Below are 17,736 nucleotides of genomic sequence, written 5' to 3'. Positions count from 1 at the left end.
GCAAAAGTGCAGGCCCATAAAGGCAGTGCAAGAGGCCCAGTCCCCCTAATCCACTGTGGCAGATGCATTATGGAGCTTATCACATGAAACTTTACTATCATCCTTTGTCTGGCCATGCCCACCGTGCACGGCTGTTTCTTTCGCTGACACAAACCCCGTTCGAACTGGTCGAAGTCGACCTTGCCAAAGGTGCACATAAGGCACCTGAATTTCTGGCGCTTAATCGCTTTGGCCAGGTGCCTGTGCTGGACGACGACGGCACAATCATTGCCGATTCCGCATCGATCCTGATCTATATCGCCAAAAAGCGTGGCTTGACCGAATGGTTGCCAAGCGATCCTGACGGTGCAGCTGCGATACAGCGCTGGCTTTCGGTCGCTGCCGGCCAGATCGCCTTCGGTCCTGCCGCCGCCCGTTTGATCACCGTATTTGGCGCAGGCTTTAATGCCGAAGAAGTCATCGGACGCGCACATGCCGTTCTGAAAAATATCGACGATGAACTTGCGACGAAAAAATGGATCATCGGCGGCGACCACCCCACGATCGCCGATGTTGCGCTGTACAGCTACATCGCCCGCGCGCCCGAAGGCAATGTCGACTTGGCGGCCTATGCCAATGTTGATGCCTGGCTGAAGAACATCGAGGCTTTGCCTAATTTTGTTCCATTCGTGCAGACCCCAGTGGGGCTGGCCGCAGCAGCCTGACACCCATCGCCCGGACGTCTTTTCCCAACGGAGAAGCGTCCGGACGATCTCATGAAGTGCCCATAAAAAGGCGCAGCCTGTTTTTTCGGAGTGACCATATAATGACCAAGAAGGTTCTGCTTTTGCTGGCCGATGGGTTTGAGCCGCTCGAAGCAGCAGGTTTCACGGACGTATTTGGATGGGCTGCCCTTGAAGGAAACGAGCCGATCGAACTGGTCTCCGCTAGTTTCAAACCTGTCTTGCGTTCAACTTTCGGACTTCGAGTCATGCCGCAAGCCCAGGTTTCAGAGCTTGACCTGAATGACTTCGACGCGCTCGCCATTCCCGGCGGCTTTGCCCGGGCAGGATTTTATGATGAAGCCCTGTCTGAGCCCTTCCTCGCTGTTATCCGGCACTTTAACGCCCGGGACCGCGGCATTGCTTCGGTATGCGTGGCGTCGTTGGCACTAGGCGCTGCTGGAATTATCGCGGGGCGCAGAGCGACCATCTATCATCAGGTAGGCGGCAAGAGAAAAGACCAGCTTGAGCAATATGGTGCCCTATTTGTGGATCAAGCCGTCGTCGAAGATGGCCGTTTGATCAGCTCAACCGGACCCGGGACCTCAGTCGAGGTGGCTTTGCGCTTACTCGCCAACCTCACCTCGCCACAAAATGCCGCACACATCCGTGCCAAAATGCGCGTGCCCGAACTCGATCAAGAATGGCTGAACCAGCCGCAAGTCTGACGGAAACTTCCACTTCAATAGAAACGAGAGATGCCATGGACAGCAATGACGAAATCCCGACCGGTTCGCCCTTTCACAGCGGCGAAGTCGAACTGCAGAGCAAACTGGGCGTTGCCGATCGGATGGAGCAATTTGGCCGCCGTGTCATTCGCGATCATATGCCCGAACAGCATCGCGACTTTTTCGAACAATTGCCTTTTGTCGTCGCTGGCACCGTTGATAGCCAAGGCGATGTCTGGGCGACAGTGTTGGCAGGCGCGCCGGGCTTCATGCAATCCCCCGACCCCCGGCAACTCACCATAAATGCGCCATATGATCCAAGCGATCCAGCCATCAAGGATCGAAAAGTAGGCGATGCCATCGGCCTGTTGGGGATTGAACTGCACTCCCGCCGCCGCAACCGGATGAACGGGGCCATTGGCGCAGTTTCAGAAGGTGGATTTACAGTCGAAGTCGAACATAGCTTCGGCAATTGCCCGCAATATATCCAGACCCGCAACTGGCACGCGCTTTCGCCGGAAGACCAAACAACGCCAGCGACTGAACAGCTAACCGCTTTAGATGATGATGCGCGTGCCGCGATTTCAGCCGCCGACACATTTTTCGTCGCTTCCTATATCGATCTGGAAGATGGCCGCCGTCAGGTCGATGCTTCCCACCGTGGAGGTAAGCCAGGCTTTGTGCGCATCGGCGACGATGGTGTGCTCACTATTCCCGACTTTGCCGGAAATCTGCATTTCAACACATTGGGCAATTTTCTCCGCAACCCGCGCGCTGGACTGGTCTTTGTCGACTTCAGCAATGGCGATATGTTGCACATGACGGGCAGCGCAGATGTCATTTTGGAGTCTCCCGACATCGCGGCCTTTCAGGGTGCGGAGCGGCTGTGGACTTTTACGCCGCAAAAGATCGTGCGACGTAAGGCCGCATTCCCCTTGCGCTTCGACTTTCTGGATTGGTCGCCAAATTCGCTGATGACCGGCGATTGGGATCAAGCCGCGCAACGCCGCAAGGCAGCCGAGCAGGGATCGACATGGCGTCCGCTGAAGGTGAGCAAGATCGTCGATGAGAGCAGCGTGATCCGCTCCTTCTATCTGGAACCCGTCGACGATGCCGGGTTGATAGCCAATCTGGCCGGTCAACATTTGCCCATCCGCGTCCAACCCGATCCTGATGCACCGGCAGTCATTCGCACCTACACGCTTTCCTCGGCCCCTTCTGATGGAACCTATCGGATCAGCGTGAAGAAGGAAGGTCTGGTCTCCAGCTATCTGCACGACCAGGTGGCGGTCGGAAGCATCATCGATGCGCGTCCTCCCGCCGGCAATTTCACCATCGATGCTGGTGAGCGCCGTCCCGCGGTGCTCATGGCCGCAGGCGTCGGCATCACGCCGATGTTGGCGATGCTCCGCCATATCGTTTACGAAGGTTTACGCACGCGCCATATCCGGCCCACAATCTTTTTCTATGCCGCACGCAACAAAGCGGAGCGTGCCTTTGACGATGAACTCGGTTCCCTCCTGGCACGCGCTGGCGGTGCGGTGCGCGTCATCCGTTTGCTGGAAGATGGAGAGGGCGCGGAGCAGGGAGTGGATTTTGAGGTCCTCGGCCGGGTCGACATGGACTTGCTACGCGCAGCGCTTGGTTTCGACGATTATGACTTTCTGATGTGCGGTCCTCCGCCGTTCATGCAAGCGATTTACAATGGGTTGCGCGGACTGAACGTCGCCGACCATCGGATCCATGCCGAAGCGTTCGGACCCGCGTCACTGAAACGCCAGGTCGAAACCACGCCCGGCGTCCAATTGGCCCCAGCGGCAACAAAGCCGGTCGCAGTGGCCTTTGCGGCCTCTGGCAAGGAAGCACGTTGGGCACCGGAGATCGGGAGCTTGCTGGACCTCGCGGAAGCGCGCGGACTGACACCGGAATTCAGCTGCCGGGGCGGAAGCTGCGGCACCTGCCGTACCAAGATCCTCGCAGGCGCGGTGACCTATCCCGAACAACCTGCTTTCCAGACGGAAAGCGATGAGGCGTTAATCTGTTGCGCCGTTCCCGCCGCCGAAAATGGCGATGGGCCCGCACGGCTAATATTGGAGCTTTAGCACCCGAAAGCCGGGGAGTGACTGGGATGATCGACAAATATTATTACAAATTACGGAATAGTGAGTTGAATTTTTCGACTGTTCTTTCATCCATTAAACGAGACCATAAGGGCTTCAGACAGTGAATATACTGCCGCTTCAAATGGAGAAACCCAATGATTTTACTCATCACCGACTTTGATTACATCCGGACCATCGCCTGCTTGGCTTGATCCGATGAGCGGACGGCGCGCCCCTCCCCACCCCCTCCTGTGCGCCGTCCGCTACCTTTTCCAACCAAAGGAATTATCCATGTCACGTCCCCCGCTTCCCCCTTTCACCCAACAGTCTGCAGCCGAAAAAGTACGTCTTGCAGAAGACGGCTGGAACAGCCGGGATCCCGCCCGCGTTGCATTGGCGTACACCGCAGACAGCGCGTGGAGAAACCGCGCGGACTTTCTGAATGGCCGCGAAGCGATTGAAGCTTTCCTGACCCGCAAATGGTCACGCGAACTGGATTACCGGCTGGTCAAAGAACTATGGGCCCATGACGGCAACCGCATCGCGGTCCGCTTTACCTATGAGTATCGCGACGACAGCGGCAGCTGGTTTCGGGCCTATGGTAACGAGAATTGGGAATTTGATGCCGATGGTCTGATGCGTCGGCGCATCGCCAGCATCAACGAACATCCAATCGCCGAAAGCGATCGCAAATTCCATTGGCCCTTAGGTCGCCGGCCGGATGATCATCCGGGCCTGAGCGAACTTGGTTTCTGACATAAAAGGATATCACCATGCGCATGAATGCCCATTGCCTGAGCAAGGATCTGCGTTGGCAACGACGCTACTTCTTTTCCTGGATTGCCCTTGTCTTTTATGGCTGCGCGGCATTTTCGCTGGGAGAGACCGGCGCGCTCGCTATTACCGCCCAAGGCCTCTTTTTCCTTGCCGCTTTCTCGGTCATCCTATGGCCGCTCTGCGCCTCGTTTCAGGTTGAATGCGACCGTTATGGGAACCCTAAAGAGGGTCGCAACCCATGATGGACGTATTCACCAGCCCCACCCCCAATGGCATTAAAGTGCCGATAGCTCTGGAAGAACTCGGGATCGCTTACCGCCTTCACCAGGTCGACCTGAGCCGGGGTGGGGCGTCGGTACCGGAACTGCGGGCGGTCAATCCGAACGCCAAAATTCCCGCAATTGTCGACAAGCTTGCCGATGGACAATCGGTGCCTGTCTTTGAATCCGGCGCGATTTTGCTCTACATTGCAGGGCTTAAACCGGGGCTTATACCAACCAGCGCAGTGGCGCATGCATCGACTTTAAGCTGGTTGTTTTTGCAGGTCGCGGGGCTTGGGCCAAATTTTGGCAATGCCAGCTACTTTCTGCGAAATGATCCTGCAAACCTTGTCGCAATTGAGCGTTTCCATAGCGAGGCCCGGCGCCATCTGGCTTTGCTGGACCAGCGGCTTGGCGAGTCAGAATGGCTGAATGGCGAAGACTATTCGATTGCCGACATCGCCCATTTCTCATGGGTTAGGTCGGCAAGCTACGCTGGCCTTTCTCTTTTGGACTATCACCACGCACAGGCATGGACCAGCCGGATCGAGCAGCGGGAAGCTGTGCGCCGGGGGATAGAAAGATGCCAGACCGGAAATTCCATCTGAACTGCTATGCCCAAAAGATTTTTGACTGAACGCCTGAAGCTGCACATTGAACTTGCGCTGGATCGGGACTGCACTTGCAAGAAAACGCTCGCACGACTGGACAGGCGCGCCGACCGGCTTGGCCTGACCGGCGCCGAAGTGGATGCCGCACGCGACTTGCACAGCTTCGACATACGTATTGCCGCCGCAATAGATTTTGCCTGCGCTCTTGGTTCAGATGAACCAGTGCGCATTCACGCAGCCGTCGTCCGCGCGCTGATGGTTGGCTACAATATGCTTGAGCTTAAAGAAATCGCCAAACTTGCCCATTCCCGGGAATTAGGTGTGGCGAAGCCAAAGGAGCTGGAACTAAATCCGGCATTGCTTGGTAAATTACCCCCGCTCCCGCAGCAATAGACTACTGCGCTCCGTTACGAAATGATCGCCTGTCATGGCAATGACTTCCTAATCGTGCTACCCCACTCGCGGACCTGAACGGGTCTGACCGAACGGGGGGTAGGTCAATGCGAACACGGGTGCTGATTTTATTGGCCAATGGCTTTGAGGTCATGGAGGCTGGTTGTTTTACCGAAGTCTTCGGTTGGGCAAATATCTATGGTGATGCCCCATTTGAACAACTGTCGGTTGGCGTGCGAAGTCCCATTAAATCGACCTTTGGATTTGATGTCCTTCCCGAGGCGCTGTTGGCCGAGATCAATCCCGATGATTTTGATGCCTTGGTGATACCGGGGGGCTTCGAGGATGCAGGCTTTTATGAAGAGGCGCTGTCCGAACCATTTCTCGATATCATTCGCAACTTCCATAACCGGCAGGCACCGATAGCCGCAGTTTGCGTGGCTTCGATTGCGCTGGCGGCCGCTGGCATTCTCACAGGAAAAGAAACAACCGTTTACCACCAACCGGGCGGCAAACGCAAAACAGAGTTGGAGAGCTATGGCGCTGTCTTTGTCGACAAACCTCTTGTGATAGATGGCCATGTAATGAGTTCAACCGGGCCGGGGACTGGCATCGAGCTCGCTTTGAAATTGCTAGAGATTCTATCGACGCGTGAATTTGCGGACGAAATACGGCAAAGGATGCGGATTCCTCGCCCAACCCTTGCGTGGTATCAGACAGCTCAGGCTTGATCCCTGACGTAACTCAGTTGGAGGCGGGCGGCCCGTCGCGCTTCGTTGCGGAATTTGAAGAAGATCCATCGCGCATCCATGCGGCATATCCCGGTGTGGCTGTGAGACGACCTAGGTCCGTGCTGTTATCTACGTGGCTGTAGACCAGCGCCATTACCCCGTCCCATCTCGTCTGGCCAAATACGTTTGCCGAGCTACAGATCATGATCGGCAAGGCGGGAACGATGCTGGAGGCGTTCACATCCAAAGAGGTAAATGACTGGTCCGGCAAGGACCTTGCTATTGAAGTTTATCAACCGGTAGACAAGGAAAATGCATACGCTTCGATCTGGCGCCCGCAGACATTAAATTTTACGCCCGAGACCTATCTTCTCACATATTCACTGCCCAACTTCTATTTCCACGTCGTTACGGCTTATGACATTTTACGCATGCGGGGCGTTCCGATCGGAAAGGGCGACTCTAGGGACAGTTACGCGTCAAGTGACGCGAGCGTGTTTTTTGACATTGGCGTCACGCAACAGTGAAGTTTCAGCCGGACTTCTCTGGCGTCTGTGGCCAGCTTCGTTGTCGTTTACCGCTAACTTTGCTGCAGTTTGCTTGCCTGATTCTCGCCGTCAATATCGGACATTCGTTCAGCAAGAATGTTGAGTCCGTAAATGACCGCTTTGAGGGTCATCTATTACCTGCGTGATCGACAGCTTCGTTGTGAGTTTTCGGGTGGACGACTTTAAGGTGTCGAAACCTGAAGCACACTCGATCTACAGCTCAAGCAGCGGCCATACTTTAACGATGCCTTGAGCTCCCGCGCATGGCGCTTTAGGTGGAAAATCGACGCTCCAAGTTGCTCAAGGCGGAATATGCGACCGCGATCGATTACACAAATTCATGAAAACTTTGTTTCCCCGCCTTTCAGCGGTTGTTCGGACGACTATGCCGCGACAGGAAGTGTTCGATAGCCGTGTTTGCCACTCGCGGCTGTTCCATTGGCGTCCAATGATTGATACCCGGCAAACGAAGTATCTCAACCTTTGGGGCGTAATCCGTCAATTTTACCAGAAATTCCGGGACAAACGTACCATCTTCCTCGCCCCAAACGAGCAACGTTGGGACGCGGATATGCGTTTTGCCGCGCGGCCAATAGGTGGCTGCCGTAATTTCGGATATTGGCGGCATGTTGGCGCGGTACCAGTTCATGCCGCCGTTAATAGCAAGCGGATCTGATAATGCAGAACGGAACAGCGCCCCTTCGTCGTGTGTCAGGTCGCCACGCGCAATCAGGCTGCCATAAGATTGCTGCCAGATTAGTTCAGTCAGCTTGCGTTCTTGGATATCATCCAATGTCACCTTCTGGAATAGTTGCATATATTGCGAGCGTTTCTGTTGCTCGGTGCTTCGCCGCACGAGGTCAAGAAATTGGTTGTAAGGCGGCGCGCTCATGCCGATGACCGCATTGAGCCGCTTCGGATACGCTTGCGCATAAGCAAAGGCCAATGCCGCGCCCCAATCATGTCCGATAAGGGTGAAGCGTTTATTGCCGTTCAAATGACGTGCCAGCGCATCGACCTGTTCCGCTAACCGCGACACATGGTAAGGTTCCAAGGCTTTGGGCTTTGCCGACAATCCCGCTCCAAGTCCATCGACGGCGACCACATGATAGCCGCCCTTCAAGGCTTCCATCTGGTCGAACCAACTATACCAGAAGGACGGAAATCCGTGATAGAGGATGACGAGCGGCCCTTTCCCGGCCTCGACATAGTGAAGGCGCGTATCGCCGCTGCCAAAATATCCTTCTCTGTAACTTATGGGCCCGCCGCGGTTGGCGTTCGCGTGTACGACAGCCGGATCGATACTTTCCTTCTCCTTTGCGGACGCGTTGTATGGTGCCAGAAGGAGACACAGAGCCAACCGAAGAATGTGCATTCGCATGAGAGACCTATATCTTCTATTGTAATAAACGTCAATAAAAGCTATCGCTGGTGGCAAGGATGGAGAGGTATGACCGAATGAGCAAACGCCTAGGCGCGCTTTTGGCAATTGCACTGCTGGCAGGCTGCTCCTCCGGCAATAGAGGCTTGACCGACGCGGACAAAGCAAAGGCCGAGGCGTTATACCAAGGCAATTGCGCGGCGTGCCATGACGCAGGTGAAGGCGGTGCCCCTACCCGCACGGCCCTCGAAACACGCACGCCTGCTACAATTCTTGCTGCGCTCGAAACCGGATTGATGCGCGAACAGGGCAAATCTATTTCACCTGAGGAACGCACGCTGGTTGCGGAGTATCTCGGTGCCAAAAGCAGCAAGGTTGCAGGGCAATTGTGCAAAGGCAACTTGGCGCTCGGCAGGTCGCTGTGGAACCGCTGGGGCAATGGTACCGACAACCGCCGTTATCAGCCGGCGTCACTCGGCGGGCTGACGCCCAAAAATATCGGCAATCTCGAATTGAAATGGGCGTTTGCCTTTCCCAATGCTGCCCGCGCACGTTCGCAGCCTGCCGTCACTGAAAATGCTATCTTCACTGGTAGTCAGGACGGACGTGTCTATGCACTCGATACGCACAGCGGCTGCATATGGTGGACATTCGATGCCGACAGCGAAGTGCGAAGCGCGCCAACATTGGGCAAGGACGGCAATCTGTATTTCGGAGACTTCAACGCCAATGTTTACGCGGTCAATGCGACAAGCGGCAAGTTGGTCTGGAAGGAGTCGGTTAAGGATCATCCGGCGGGCACTATAACCGGTTCGCCCACTCTGTATGGCGGCAGGCTTTATGTCCCAATGTCATCGGCCGAGGTTGTCAGCGCAATGGACGGCAATTACGGCTGCTGCACGTTCCGAGGCGGCGTAACCGCACTCGATGCCACGGATGGCGATACGCTTTGGCGAATGCACACGACCGATGCGCCCCAAGCAACCGGCAAGAACAAAAACGGCGTATCGAATTTTGGTCCTTCGGGCGCGCCTGTTTGGTCTTCGCCGACTGTCGATGCCAAGCGCGGGCTGCTCTATATCGGCACCGGCGAAAATTATTCGTCTCCTGCCAACGACAAGAGCGACGCCATCATCGCGCTTGATCTCGGCACCGGCCGCATCCATTGGGTACAGCAGATGTTACAGGGCGACGCTTGGAATGCTTCATGCGGGCGGCAAGCATATAACAACAATATCAACTGTCCCAAGGAAGACGGGCCGGACCTCGATTTCGGCGCACCGCCGATTTTGGTAAAGGCCGAATATGGCCGCGACATCATTCTCGCGGGACAGAAATCGGGGATGATCTATGCGCTAGACCCAGATAGAGGCGGCAAGCTGCTTTGGCAGCAGCGCGCAGGAATGGGCGGATTTAACGGCGGTGTCCACTGGGGCATGGCAGCGGACGATACGACATTGTTCGCAGGGATTGCCGATACGCCGGGGAACAAGGGCGCGGTCGGGCCGTCGCGACAGGGGATGCACGCTTTCGATATTGCAACCGGCAAGCCCTTGTGGAGCAAGATCGAACCTTATGTTTGCAAGGAAGACAAGCATGAATGCCGGACGGCCTTGTCGGCAGGCGTGACATTAACCGATGGCATAGTTTTCGCCGGTGCCCTGAACGGAATCTTGCGTGCGTATGCCAGCGAGGATGGCCGCATATTGTGGACCACTGATACGCGTCGCGACTGGCCGACGGTCAATGGCGTGAAAGGCTATGGCGGAGCGATTGACTCCGCGGGCCCCGTAGTTGCGGGAGGCTATCTGATCGTCAATTCGGGCTATGACAAATTCGGGCAAATTTCGGGTAATGTTTTGCTTGTATTCGGACCGAGGAAAATAGGAGCGCGTAAATGAAACGGCTTTTTCTCGCAGCGGCACTCATCGTCTCTCCCACCCTGGCCGCCGCGCAAGGAACAGGGATAGCGCAGTCGATGGAAGGACGACCGCATCTTGGGTTGCACCATGCCGCGATCACCGTGTCGAATATCGATGCGACGATCACTTTCTATTCCAAAGCTGTGCCCTTCAAGATCGTTAAGCGCTATCGCGTCAACGGCTCCGCATTCCCAAAAACATTATTATCCACGAGGCACAAAAGTGTCGACATTGCCCTTATCGAAATGCCGACTGGCTATATCCAACTGATGGATTTCGATCCTGATCAAGTTGCAGCTCCAAATAGCAGGCCGATTACCGCTCCTGGCTACAATCATATCTGCTTCCAGTCTTCGTCGACCGACCCAGCGATATTCCGCTTTATGGCTGCTGGCCTCGATGTCATCTCGCGCTTCGGCAAAGCTGACGGCGTCGATATTGGCGGATACGGCGTACGCTACGCTTATGGCCGTGATCCTGATGGCATCATGATCGAAAATGAATCGCTCGATGCCCCGAAACGCACCGAAGCTTCTTGGACCACGCACATCGCCAACGCGGTGCATGACCGCGACTCTATGATCGCGTTCTACGAAAAGGTTCTGGCGCATAAGGCGCATCGGACAATCGAACAGGAAAACCGGCCCCGCCTTGATGATGTCGCCAATATCGACAATCTTGCGATAAAGGGAGGATGGCTGAATGTCGGCAATATGGATATCGAGGTCTGGCAATATGTTCGTCCTGCGACGCCTAAGCCCGATGGCAGGCGAAAACTGGACGCCATCGGCTACAATGCCTTTTCGCTGGAAGTTGCCGACCTGAAAGTTGAGCAGGCTCGGCTCAAAGCATTGGGTGTCGCGCTGGCTGGGCCAGCAATAAAGTTGGATGGCTGGAAAGTGCAATATGCCTATGACCCCGAAGGCAATTTGTTTTCCGTGCAGCAGGCGCTGGCTGCAGGTAACGCGCATTCAGTCAAACGACTTGCTGCGCTTAAATAATCTGGCGAGCTAACGTCGGTTTTCAAAACGCAAAAATATGCTACCCCTGCGACATGGTCAGTGCTGTATCCCTGAAAACGCCGATAAAGGCGCGGCGTCGCTATAGCCCCGAAAAGCGGCGCGAACTGATCCTTGACCAGACCGCGGATATCGTAGCGCGCGAAGGTGTCGCGACCTTGACGGTCGAGCAGATTGGGCGCGAAGCGGGCATCAGCAAATCGTTGGTTTATACCTATTTTCCGAACCTGACCGAATTGTTGCGCGAACTTTACCAGCGCGAGATGAAGCATCTCCGACGTTTGCAGGCGGCGGCGGCAGCGAGTGCCGGCACATTCGAAGCGCTGGTGCGCTCGGTCACGCATGAATATCTCAAATATTATGACGAGCGCGGATTGATAATCGAAAGGTTGCAAAACGAACCGAGCGTAGCTGGCCTGCATGACCCGACCGAATATGGTCGTGATGCCGCGGTCGATTATCTGACCAAGATTGTCATGAAACATTTTGACCTGCCGTATGATATCGCGCGCGCAGCAACCGACATTTCTTTCGGCTTGCCCGCGTCAGCAGGTTCCTACCTTCGCCGGGGCGACCTCGACCTTAAAACAATCGAGGATCTGACGGTCACGATGATTATCGGCACAATCATGAACGTTAAATCCGAATTTATGGCGCGCAAGCAGCCGCTCGCCCGCGGCTAGAGTTATAGCGGAAAAATCGTGTGTCCGCCGTCGAGGACGATACACTGGCCGGTGAGAAACCGGCTTTCCTTCGACGCCAGATAGACCGCAATACCCTCCATGTCTTCGAGCCGCCCGATTTCACCTGATGCCGCACGGCGCTTTGCACCATCTTGGAAGTATTGCGGAGTATCGAGCGACATTTCGGTTTCGATAAAGCCAGGAAGGATCGCGTTTGCTTGAATCCCCGCACGGCCGTATTCGATCGCTAGCCCGCGGACCAGGCCCGCGACCGCTGCCTTGGTTGCAGAGTAACCTGTAGCCTGCGGAATGCCCATCAAACCTGCGATTGACGACGTCACGATAAGTTTTCCGGGCTTCTTCACTTCCAGCCAATGCTTGATCGCAAGCTGAAACGAAGTGATTACGCTTTGCACATTCAACTCATGGGTGCTCTGCCAGTCAGCGCGGCTCAATGTGTGAAACGGTCCGCGCACGCCGGATCCGCCGGCATTTGCATAAAAGCTATCGATGCTACCGAAGCGCGCAAGCGTGGCAGTGAATGCACCCGCAGAACTGGCATCGTCGGTAACGTCGCACTCAAACGCTGCCGCCGTACCGCCCATCGCCTCTAAGGTGGCTACTGCATCGGCATTTTTTTTCGCACTTCGGCCCCAGATAGCAATTTGTGCTCCAGCCTTGACCAATCCGGTTGCCATCGCCAGCCCAAGACCTGAATTGCCTCCAGTAATCACTGCGACGTGGCCCGAAAGGTCAAATATCTTATTGCTCATGCATCTACCCATTCCCTTGCAGTCTAGGGCTATCATTAATGTGCAAAATTTCAAATACGCTTGGCAGAAAATACGACAGGACCCGATCGATCCCGCCGCACTGGCATTTTGGTCAGCCAAACCGAAGCGAGATTTCCGCCGCTTTAATTAAAAACGGAACGTTGTCATCACTCCAAATGTACGAGGCTCCAATATCCGGGCGTTACGATAGCTCCCGACCAAGTCGCTTTCGATGATCGAATTGGTGATATTGTCCTTATTGAAGAGATTTTTTACATAGCCTTCGACATTGATCGTCGCATCCGCATTGCTGACCCGCAGCAACGCATTTGCGATGCTCCACGCCTTGATCCGGTCGTTTGCGGTGTTGAACTCGCGCGCAAAGTATCGGCTCTGCCAGCTATAGTCACCACGTATCGTTGCGGTCCATCCGCCGCTACCAAGCGGCATGCTATATTCGCCGCCCACAGCAATCTTGAACTTCGGCGCATAGGGTAGCTCGTTGCCCTTCAGCGTCAATCGCACCTCAGGCGTCCTCGTCGGTGTACCAACGCCGTTCCACTGAGCGGGATTGGCTGGATCGCTGGTTTCCTGACCAGACGCAAGGCCGCCTAATCTTGTGTTGAGGTAAGAAGCATTGGCATTCAACAGGAGACCGTCGGCAGGTGCCCAAGCAAATTCGCTCTCGATGCCCCAGATTTTGGCATCTGTGTTGATAGTCTGAACCGATGTTCCGCGCCTTTGTCCCAGCTGCAGGTTTTTATAGTCATAATAGAAGCCCGAGAAATTGGCCTGCATAGTGCCATCGGCAAATTGGTTCTTTGATCCCAGTTCATAGGCATTGATATATTCAGGGTCGAAAGTTGGGAGTGCTGAACCGATAGCATTCAGCCCGCCGCCTTTGAAACCACGCGAGAACGAAGCGTAAAGTAGATTATCGTCGGTCAGTTTGTGATCGACGACGACGCGACCCGTGACCGCATCGTAGCTTCCGGCCAATTCGGTATACGCTGGGACCGACAAAAACACGGTGCGTCCTCGCGTCGATTTCTTGTCTTTGGTATAACGCAGCCCAACGGTCAGTTTCGTGGCATCTGTAAAATTGTAATAGGCCTCACCAAATGCAGCGTATGACTTGGTACTGGCATCGCGCGTGTCGGCATTGAATGACCAAGCTTCTTGCGGCAAGCCCCGCAATAGCCTGGCAAACAGCTCAAGACCAGGATGGTAAATCTGGAAAGAGGCGTCGCCCTTGGTGTTGAAAAAGTTTGCGCCCACCGTAACATCGAAGGGCCCAGCGAAGTCAGAAGCTATCCTGAATTCCTGATAATATGATCGACTCGAAGCAACAAAACTGTCCGATGTGAGAAGTTGGTTGGTGGTAACGGTCGTGTCGCGATCCACATTATAGGTCACTGGTATGTTAAAACGGAATGGCAATACGGCATTGTCGAAATCGGTCCGCGCTTCTGAATTTCCTTTCGAGAATGCGGTCAGCGACAATAAAGTGACAGGCCCGAACTTTTGGCTGATCTCGGCTGTTACATTGGTCTGCTCACCTTTAAAACGCGAGTCATAGTCGGTGGCAACAGTGCGAAGATCAGAAGGATTTTGCGCGCCGGCGTAAATGCTGCTGCCTGCCGGAAACAATGCGCTACCAAACACAAAGGCGTTCGTAGCATTGAGTAATGTCTGGAAAAGCACGCCGCTTGTATCGGGCGAGTCAAACCCGAGTGATACAGGCGAACAGCCGAGTACCGGGGTCGCCCTGCAAAGCCGCTTATTTTCGCGAGACCGCGTGCTGTCTTCCTTGCTGTGATTGACCATGAAATCGATGACTGTATCGGGACCCGGATTGATCCGCAGCGAGGCGCGGAACGAATGTTGGTTGCGGCCATCTATGTCTTGCCCGGTGCCGACATTCTTGGTGTATCCGTCACGGTTTAGATAAAATCCGGCGAAACGCAATTGGATGGTGTCGTCACCCAGATTGATCGCACCGTGCACGCGCTTCGTATCGAAACTGCCGTATTGTGCAGACAGATAACCGTTGAACCCTTCTTTGGGTTTAGCGGTGATGACGTTGATGGTTCCGCCCGTGGTGTTGCGACCATATAAGGTGCCCTGTGGCCCGCGGAGCACTTCGACGCGTTCGAGATCAAAAAATTCATCCTGCGCGCGAAAACCCAATGGGGCAAAATTGACCAATACGCCGGTGCCATTGTCGGCCGTTGATGAAATTGCATTATTGCCAATTCCGCGGATCGTGGGCCGGTCATTACCGACAATGAGCAGGTTGGGTACCTGCAATTGCAGGTCGAGCGCATCGTCGAGCCCCTGCCTTTCGATGGTCTCTGCGGTAAAAGCTGAAATCGCAATTGGAACATCCTGAATCGCTTCGATGCGCTTTTGGGCAGTCACAACTATTTCCTCGATGCCACCACCGGTATCTTCTTGTGTCGGCATTTGCTGTGCGCCGGCCGGCATAGCCGTGCCCGATAGCAAAATGGCGGTAAAGGTTGCGATACACCGCTGTGGCAAAAGTTCTTTCTGTCCCATCTTCTGTCCCTCTCCTGATTCCAGAAGAAGACCAATGACCGTTATTGTACTATCCGTCAATTATTATTGTAACATTCGTCATTAAGAAAAGGCGGAAAGACGTTCCAAGCAAGATAGAACGTTATTTTGGCTTCCGACATGTCATAGCAGCATGATCAGGTTGGATACTGCGTTTGGTCGATTTAAAGCGGACTTACACGACGGTCCGTCAAAACTGCCGTCTCAGCAACCAATGAATGAATGGCTGTATACTGCGACCGCGCACTGAAAAGCGGACTGTCGCCTTCGTTGGACGGTCCGGACAGTCCCCTTTTAGGCTGAAATCGCAAAAAGCGGCCGTACGTTCACACATCACGCTAAGGGCAGCTTTGTTTGACAGTGCCGACAGTCCGTTATGGGCGCGAAATTTGTGCTTAGCGGACGTTTGTTCATCGGCTGAACGAAGGGCGGCTTTCGCGACATTAAGCAACAAAAGCTGCCTGTCCGGACACGACAACTTTCTAGACATTCAGAACGCCGGGGTCCGGTCAACAAGATTACCTTGGAGTCAGGAAGCCGGGTAAGCGTGGAGTTGACATATACAATATATTGCGCAACATGTTGTGGATTACAACTTGAGTGCCATTTGACATGAAATTGAAAAAAAGCGCCTTCCGCCTGCTTGCGATCCAACTCGCCCTTGTTGCGGCTTCCCCACTCGCGGCTCAACCAATTACTCGAGAGGAGGTCTCTCGAACCGTTGAAGCGCTGAATGCTACTCTGGCCAAAAATTACGTGTTCCCGGACATCGCAGCCAAAGTCGCGGCGTCGCTTCGTTTGGAGCTGAACGCTGGCCGCTACGACGCGTTACCAAGCAAGGAAGCACTTGCGCACGCGCTGACCGACGACCTCATCAAGGTGAGTGGCGATCTGCACTTCGTGGTGGGTTTCGACCCGGTGTGGGTCACCCAATCCCGAATGAAGGATGTGCCTGCCGTTGCAACAGCGAAGCGCAAAGCAGACCATGAAGAGGCGGCGCGCACCAATTTCGGCTTCCGTGGCGTGCAAAGGCTCGACGGCAATATCGGCTATATCGACATGGCCTACTTCGCCGATCCGACGCTTGCCTTTGATACTGCAGCAGCAGCGATGCGGATGGTCGAAAACACCGATGCGGTAATCATTGATCTTCGCTACAACAATGGCGGCCACTTGGAGATGGCACAGTTCATCGCAAGCTACTTCTTCTCAGGCGAAAAGGACCAGCTACTTTTCGATTACTATTACAATGAAGACGGCAAGCGCATAGAACGCGGGCAGTGGGTTTTGCCCGCGTTGCCTGGTAAGCGCTTCACTGACAAGCCGCTGTATATCTTGACCAGCTCAACCTCCTTTTCCGCAGCCGAATGGATGAGCTACACTATGAAAAAGCTCGGGCGCGCGCGACTTGTAGGCGCGTTGACAGCAGGTGGTGCACATCCGGTCGATCGAAAGCCGGTCGACAACGATTTCTTCCTACAGGTACCCATTGGTCAGATCCGCGATCCGGTCGATAATGGTGACTTTGAAGGCACGGGCGTTCGTCCGGACATAGAAGTGCCATCGATCGAGGCTTTGATTGTCGCGCACAGGCTTGCGATTGAGGAGCGCGCAAAACATGGCGTCACCGAGCAGGGCGACTATGAGTGGTTGCGTCCGACGCTACTCGCCCGAAACACTCCGACCGCGATATCAGCCGCGCGACTTCAATCCGCCGTCGGCAAATATGAAGGCCGGATGATCGGAATCGAACAGGGTAAGCTCTTCTATATGTGGCGCGATCGTTTCCGTGCGGCACTGAAACCCGTCGCGCCGGACTTGTTCGATATCGAAGGCATGGACGATTTCAGATTCAGAGTGGTACGGGAAGACGGCAGGGTTGTCGGACTGGAACGCGTTAATCGCGACGGCTCGGCGCGCCTCTACAAACGTCTCTGAAGGGCTCTCGACTTGACCGTTCCGCTCGACGATCCCGTCTTTCTTGGTCGCACTGTGGAGCGGCTTAGTACGTTGATCGAAACCCAATCCGAAGTGATATTCAAGGAGCATGGCGTCATCATCCCCGTGAAGTCCTGCTCGCTGATGATCCAACTCGCGCGGCTCGAACATGCGACAGCGGCAGACTTGGCGCGCGCACTCAATGTCTCGCATCAACTTGTCCTACAGAAACTTCCCAAGCTCATGAGGCTCAGTTTGGTCACTGCGACACAGGTCTTGGACGACGCGCGGAAGAAGTCTTTCAGCCTGACTGCGACGGGCAAGAGACAGATCGAAATTTTCCTCAATTGTCGAGATCTCGTCAAGCAGGCCTATGCCGATCTGTTCGACGAGGTAGGAGACCTTTTTAGCCTGACAAATGCATTTATCGGCGCGCTAGAGGAAAAGCCGCTTAGTAAAAGAACTCGGAATCGCTGATCCGAGCCAGCAGCGCTCCCTGAAGCAGGAGGGTAAACGCCAATTTTCTGTGCCGACGGGGCTATGCTCATGTGGTCGATGTGCCCAACGCTTACAGGATCGGAGCAAAATAGGG

Annotated in this window: 17 protein-coding genes; 14 read left to right on the top strand and 3 right to left on the bottom strand. The window is 54.8% G+C overall.

Annotated elements, in window-relative coordinates; genetic code table 11:
• The first annotated feature begins 83 nt into the window (after nt 1-83).
• The 9 genes from EUU25_RS16040 to EUU25_RS16000 all read left to right on the top strand — a co-directional run bounded on the left by EUU25_RS16040 (nt 84) and on the right by EUU25_RS16000 (nt 6,830).
• Nucleotides 84-704, top strand: coding sequence for a glutathione S-transferase family protein (locus EUU25_RS16040; protein ID WP_158902766.1), 621 nt, complete (start codon nt 84-86; stop codon nt 702-704).
• Between the two features lie 101 nt (nt 705-805).
• Nucleotides 806-1,429, top strand: coding sequence for a DJ-1/PfpI family protein (locus tag EUU25_RS16035; protein ID WP_158902764.1), 624 nt, complete (start codon nt 806-808; stop codon nt 1,427-1,429).
• A gap of 35 nt (nt 1,430-1,464) precedes the next feature.
• Nucleotides 1,465-3,531: a 2Fe-2S iron-sulfur cluster-binding protein gene (locus tag EUU25_RS16030; protein WP_158902762.1), complete on the top strand. Its 2,067-nt coding sequence runs from the start codon at nt 1,465-1,467 to the stop codon at nt 3,529-3,531.
• Between the two features lie 291 nt (nt 3,532-3,822).
• Nucleotides 3,823-4,287: a nuclear transport factor 2 family protein gene (locus EUU25_RS16025; protein WP_158902760.1), complete on the top strand. Its 465-nt coding sequence runs from the start codon at nt 3,823-3,825 to the stop codon at nt 4,285-4,287.
• A gap of 17 nt (nt 4,288-4,304) precedes the next feature.
• Nucleotides 4,305-4,550: a hypothetical protein gene (locus EUU25_RS16020; protein ID WP_158902758.1), complete on the top strand. Its 246-nt coding sequence runs from the start codon at nt 4,305-4,307 to the stop codon at nt 4,548-4,550.
• The gene (locus EUU25_RS16015; protein WP_158902756.1) at nt 4,547-5,176 is read left to right on the top strand and encodes a glutathione S-transferase family protein; all 630 of its coding nucleotides are present in this window, start codon (nt 4,547-4,549) and stop codon (nt 5,174-5,176) included. Before EUU25_RS16020 ends, EUU25_RS16015 begins: the two co-directional genes overlap by 4 nt.
• A 6-nt stretch (nt 5,177-5,182) precedes the next feature.
• Nucleotides 5,183-5,572, top strand: coding sequence for a hypothetical protein (locus EUU25_RS16010; RefSeq protein ID WP_158902754.1), 390 nt, complete (start codon nt 5,183-5,185; stop codon nt 5,570-5,572).
• A gap of 107 nt (nt 5,573-5,679) precedes the next feature.
• A complete protein-coding gene (locus EUU25_RS16005; protein ID WP_158902752.1) occupies nt 5,680-6,303 on the top strand; it encodes a DJ-1/PfpI family protein in 624 nt (207 codons plus the stop codon).
• 152 nt (nt 6,304-6,455) lie between these two features.
• Entirely contained in the window at nt 6,456-6,830 is a 375-nt protein-coding gene (locus EUU25_RS16000; protein ID WP_281347014.1) for a DUF1993 family protein, read from the top strand.
• 385 nt (nt 6,831-7,215) lie between these two features.
• Here EUU25_RS16000 and EUU25_RS15995 read toward each other — a convergent pair whose 3' ends face one another.
• Nucleotides 7,216-8,226 (bottom strand): alpha/beta fold hydrolase, encoded by a 1,011-nt coding sequence (locus tag EUU25_RS15995; protein WP_158902748.1) that lies wholly within the window; start codon nt 8,224-8,226, stop codon nt 7,216-7,218.
• Between the two features lie 83 nt (nt 8,227-8,309).
• Here EUU25_RS15995 and EUU25_RS15990 point away from each other — a divergent pair, with 83 nt between their 5' ends.
• Genes EUU25_RS15990 through EUU25_RS15980 form a run of 3 tightly spaced genes read left to right on the top strand, consistent with a single transcriptional unit; the run spans nt 8,310 to nt 11,856 of the window.
• A complete protein-coding gene (locus tag EUU25_RS15990; RefSeq protein WP_158902746.1) occupies nt 8,310-10,133 on the top strand; it encodes an outer membrane protein assembly factor BamB family protein in 1,824 nt (607 codons plus the stop codon).
• On the top strand, nt 10,130-11,155 hold the full coding sequence (locus tag EUU25_RS15985; protein WP_158902744.1) for a VOC family protein: 1,026 nt from the start codon (nt 10,130-10,132) through the stop codon (nt 11,153-11,155). The genes EUU25_RS15990 and EUU25_RS15985 overlap by 4 nt, the downstream gene beginning before the upstream one ends.
• A gap of 53 nt (nt 11,156-11,208) precedes the next feature.
• The gene (locus EUU25_RS15980; RefSeq protein WP_158902742.1) at nt 11,209-11,856 is read left to right on the top strand and encodes a TetR/AcrR family transcriptional regulator; all 648 of its coding nucleotides are present in this window, start codon (nt 11,209-11,211) and stop codon (nt 11,854-11,856) included.
• 2 nt (nt 11,857-11,858) lie between these two features.
• Here EUU25_RS15980 and EUU25_RS15975 read toward each other — a convergent pair whose 3' ends face one another.
• The gene (locus tag EUU25_RS15975) at nt 11,859-12,629 is read right to left on the bottom strand and encodes an SDR family NAD(P)-dependent oxidoreductase (protein WP_158902740.1); all 771 of its coding nucleotides are present in this window, start codon (nt 12,627-12,629) and stop codon (nt 11,859-11,861) included.
• Between the two features lie 147 nt (nt 12,630-12,776).
• Nucleotides 12,777-15,188 (bottom strand): TonB-dependent receptor, encoded by a 2,412-nt coding sequence (locus EUU25_RS15970; RefSeq protein ID WP_158902738.1) that lies wholly within the window; start codon nt 15,186-15,188, stop codon nt 12,777-12,779.
• A 630-nt stretch (nt 15,189-15,818) separates the two neighbouring features.
• Between EUU25_RS15970 and EUU25_RS15965 the strand changes: the two genes are divergently transcribed.
• Nucleotides 15,819-17,144: a S41 family peptidase gene (locus EUU25_RS15965; RefSeq protein ID WP_158902736.1), complete on the top strand. Its 1,326-nt coding sequence runs from the start codon at nt 15,819-15,821 to the stop codon at nt 17,142-17,144.
• A gap of 12 nt (nt 17,145-17,156) precedes the next feature.
• A complete protein-coding gene (locus EUU25_RS15960) occupies nt 17,157-17,621 on the top strand; it encodes a MarR family winged helix-turn-helix transcriptional regulator (RefSeq protein WP_158902734.1) in 465 nt (154 codons plus the stop codon).
• Nucleotides 17,622-17,736: the final 115 nt, after the last annotated feature.

The sequence above is a fragment of the Sphingorhabdus lacus genome (assembly GCF_009768975.1).
Classification (GTDB): Bacteria; Pseudomonadota; Alphaproteobacteria; order Sphingomonadales; family Sphingomonadaceae; genus Sphingorhabdus_B; species Sphingorhabdus_B lacus.
This window is presented reverse-complemented; position numbering and strand designations above follow the sequence as displayed.

Excerpts from the sequence above, each read along its gene's own strand:
- EUU25_RS16040 (WP_158902766.1), top strand. The coding sequence starts at position 84 with ATGAAACTTTACTATCATCCTTTGTCTGGCCATGCCCACCGTGCACGG.
- EUU25_RS16035 (WP_158902764.1), top strand. The coding sequence starts at position 806 with ATGACCAAGAAGGTTCTGCTTTTGCTGGCCGATGGGTTTGAGCCGCTC.
- EUU25_RS16030 (WP_158902762.1), top strand. The coding sequence starts at position 1,465 with ATGGACAGCAATGACGAAATCCCGACCGGTTCGCCCTTTCACAGCGGC.
- EUU25_RS16025 (WP_158902760.1), top strand. The coding sequence starts at position 3,823 with ATGTCACGTCCCCCGCTTCCCCCTTTCACCCAACAGTCTGCAGCCGAA.
- EUU25_RS16020 (WP_158902758.1), top strand. The coding sequence starts at position 4,305 with ATGCGCATGAATGCCCATTGCCTGAGCAAGGATCTGCGTTGGCAACGA.
- EUU25_RS16015 (WP_158902756.1), top strand. The coding sequence starts at position 4,547 with ATGATGGACGTATTCACCAGCCCCACCCCCAATGGCATTAAAGTGCCG.
- EUU25_RS16010 (WP_158902754.1), top strand. The coding sequence starts at position 5,183 with ATGCCCAAAAGATTTTTGACTGAACGCCTGAAGCTGCACATTGAACTT.
- EUU25_RS16005 (WP_158902752.1), top strand. The coding sequence starts at position 5,680 with ATGCGAACACGGGTGCTGATTTTATTGGCCAATGGCTTTGAGGTCATG.
- EUU25_RS15995 (WP_158902748.1), bottom strand. The coding sequence starts at position 8,226 with ATGCACATTCTTCGGTTGGCTCTGTGTCTCCTTCTGGCACCATACAAC.
- EUU25_RS15990 (WP_158902746.1), top strand. The coding sequence starts at position 8,310 with ATGAGCAAACGCCTAGGCGCGCTTTTGGCAATTGCACTGCTGGCAGGC.
- EUU25_RS15985 (WP_158902744.1), top strand. The coding sequence starts at position 10,130 with ATGAAACGGCTTTTTCTCGCAGCGGCACTCATCGTCTCTCCCACCCTG.
- EUU25_RS15980 (WP_158902742.1), top strand. The coding sequence starts at position 11,209 with ATGGTCAGTGCTGTATCCCTGAAAACGCCGATAAAGGCGCGGCGTCGC.
- EUU25_RS15975 (WP_158902740.1), bottom strand. The coding sequence starts at position 12,629 with ATGAGCAATAAGATATTTGACCTTTCGGGCCACGTCGCAGTGATTACT.
- EUU25_RS15970 (WP_158902738.1), bottom strand. The coding sequence starts at position 15,188 with ATGGGACAGAAAGAACTTTTGCCACAGCGGTGTATCGCAACCTTTACC.
- EUU25_RS15965 (WP_158902736.1), top strand. The coding sequence starts at position 15,819 with ATGAAATTGAAAAAAAGCGCCTTCCGCCTGCTTGCGATCCAACTCGCC.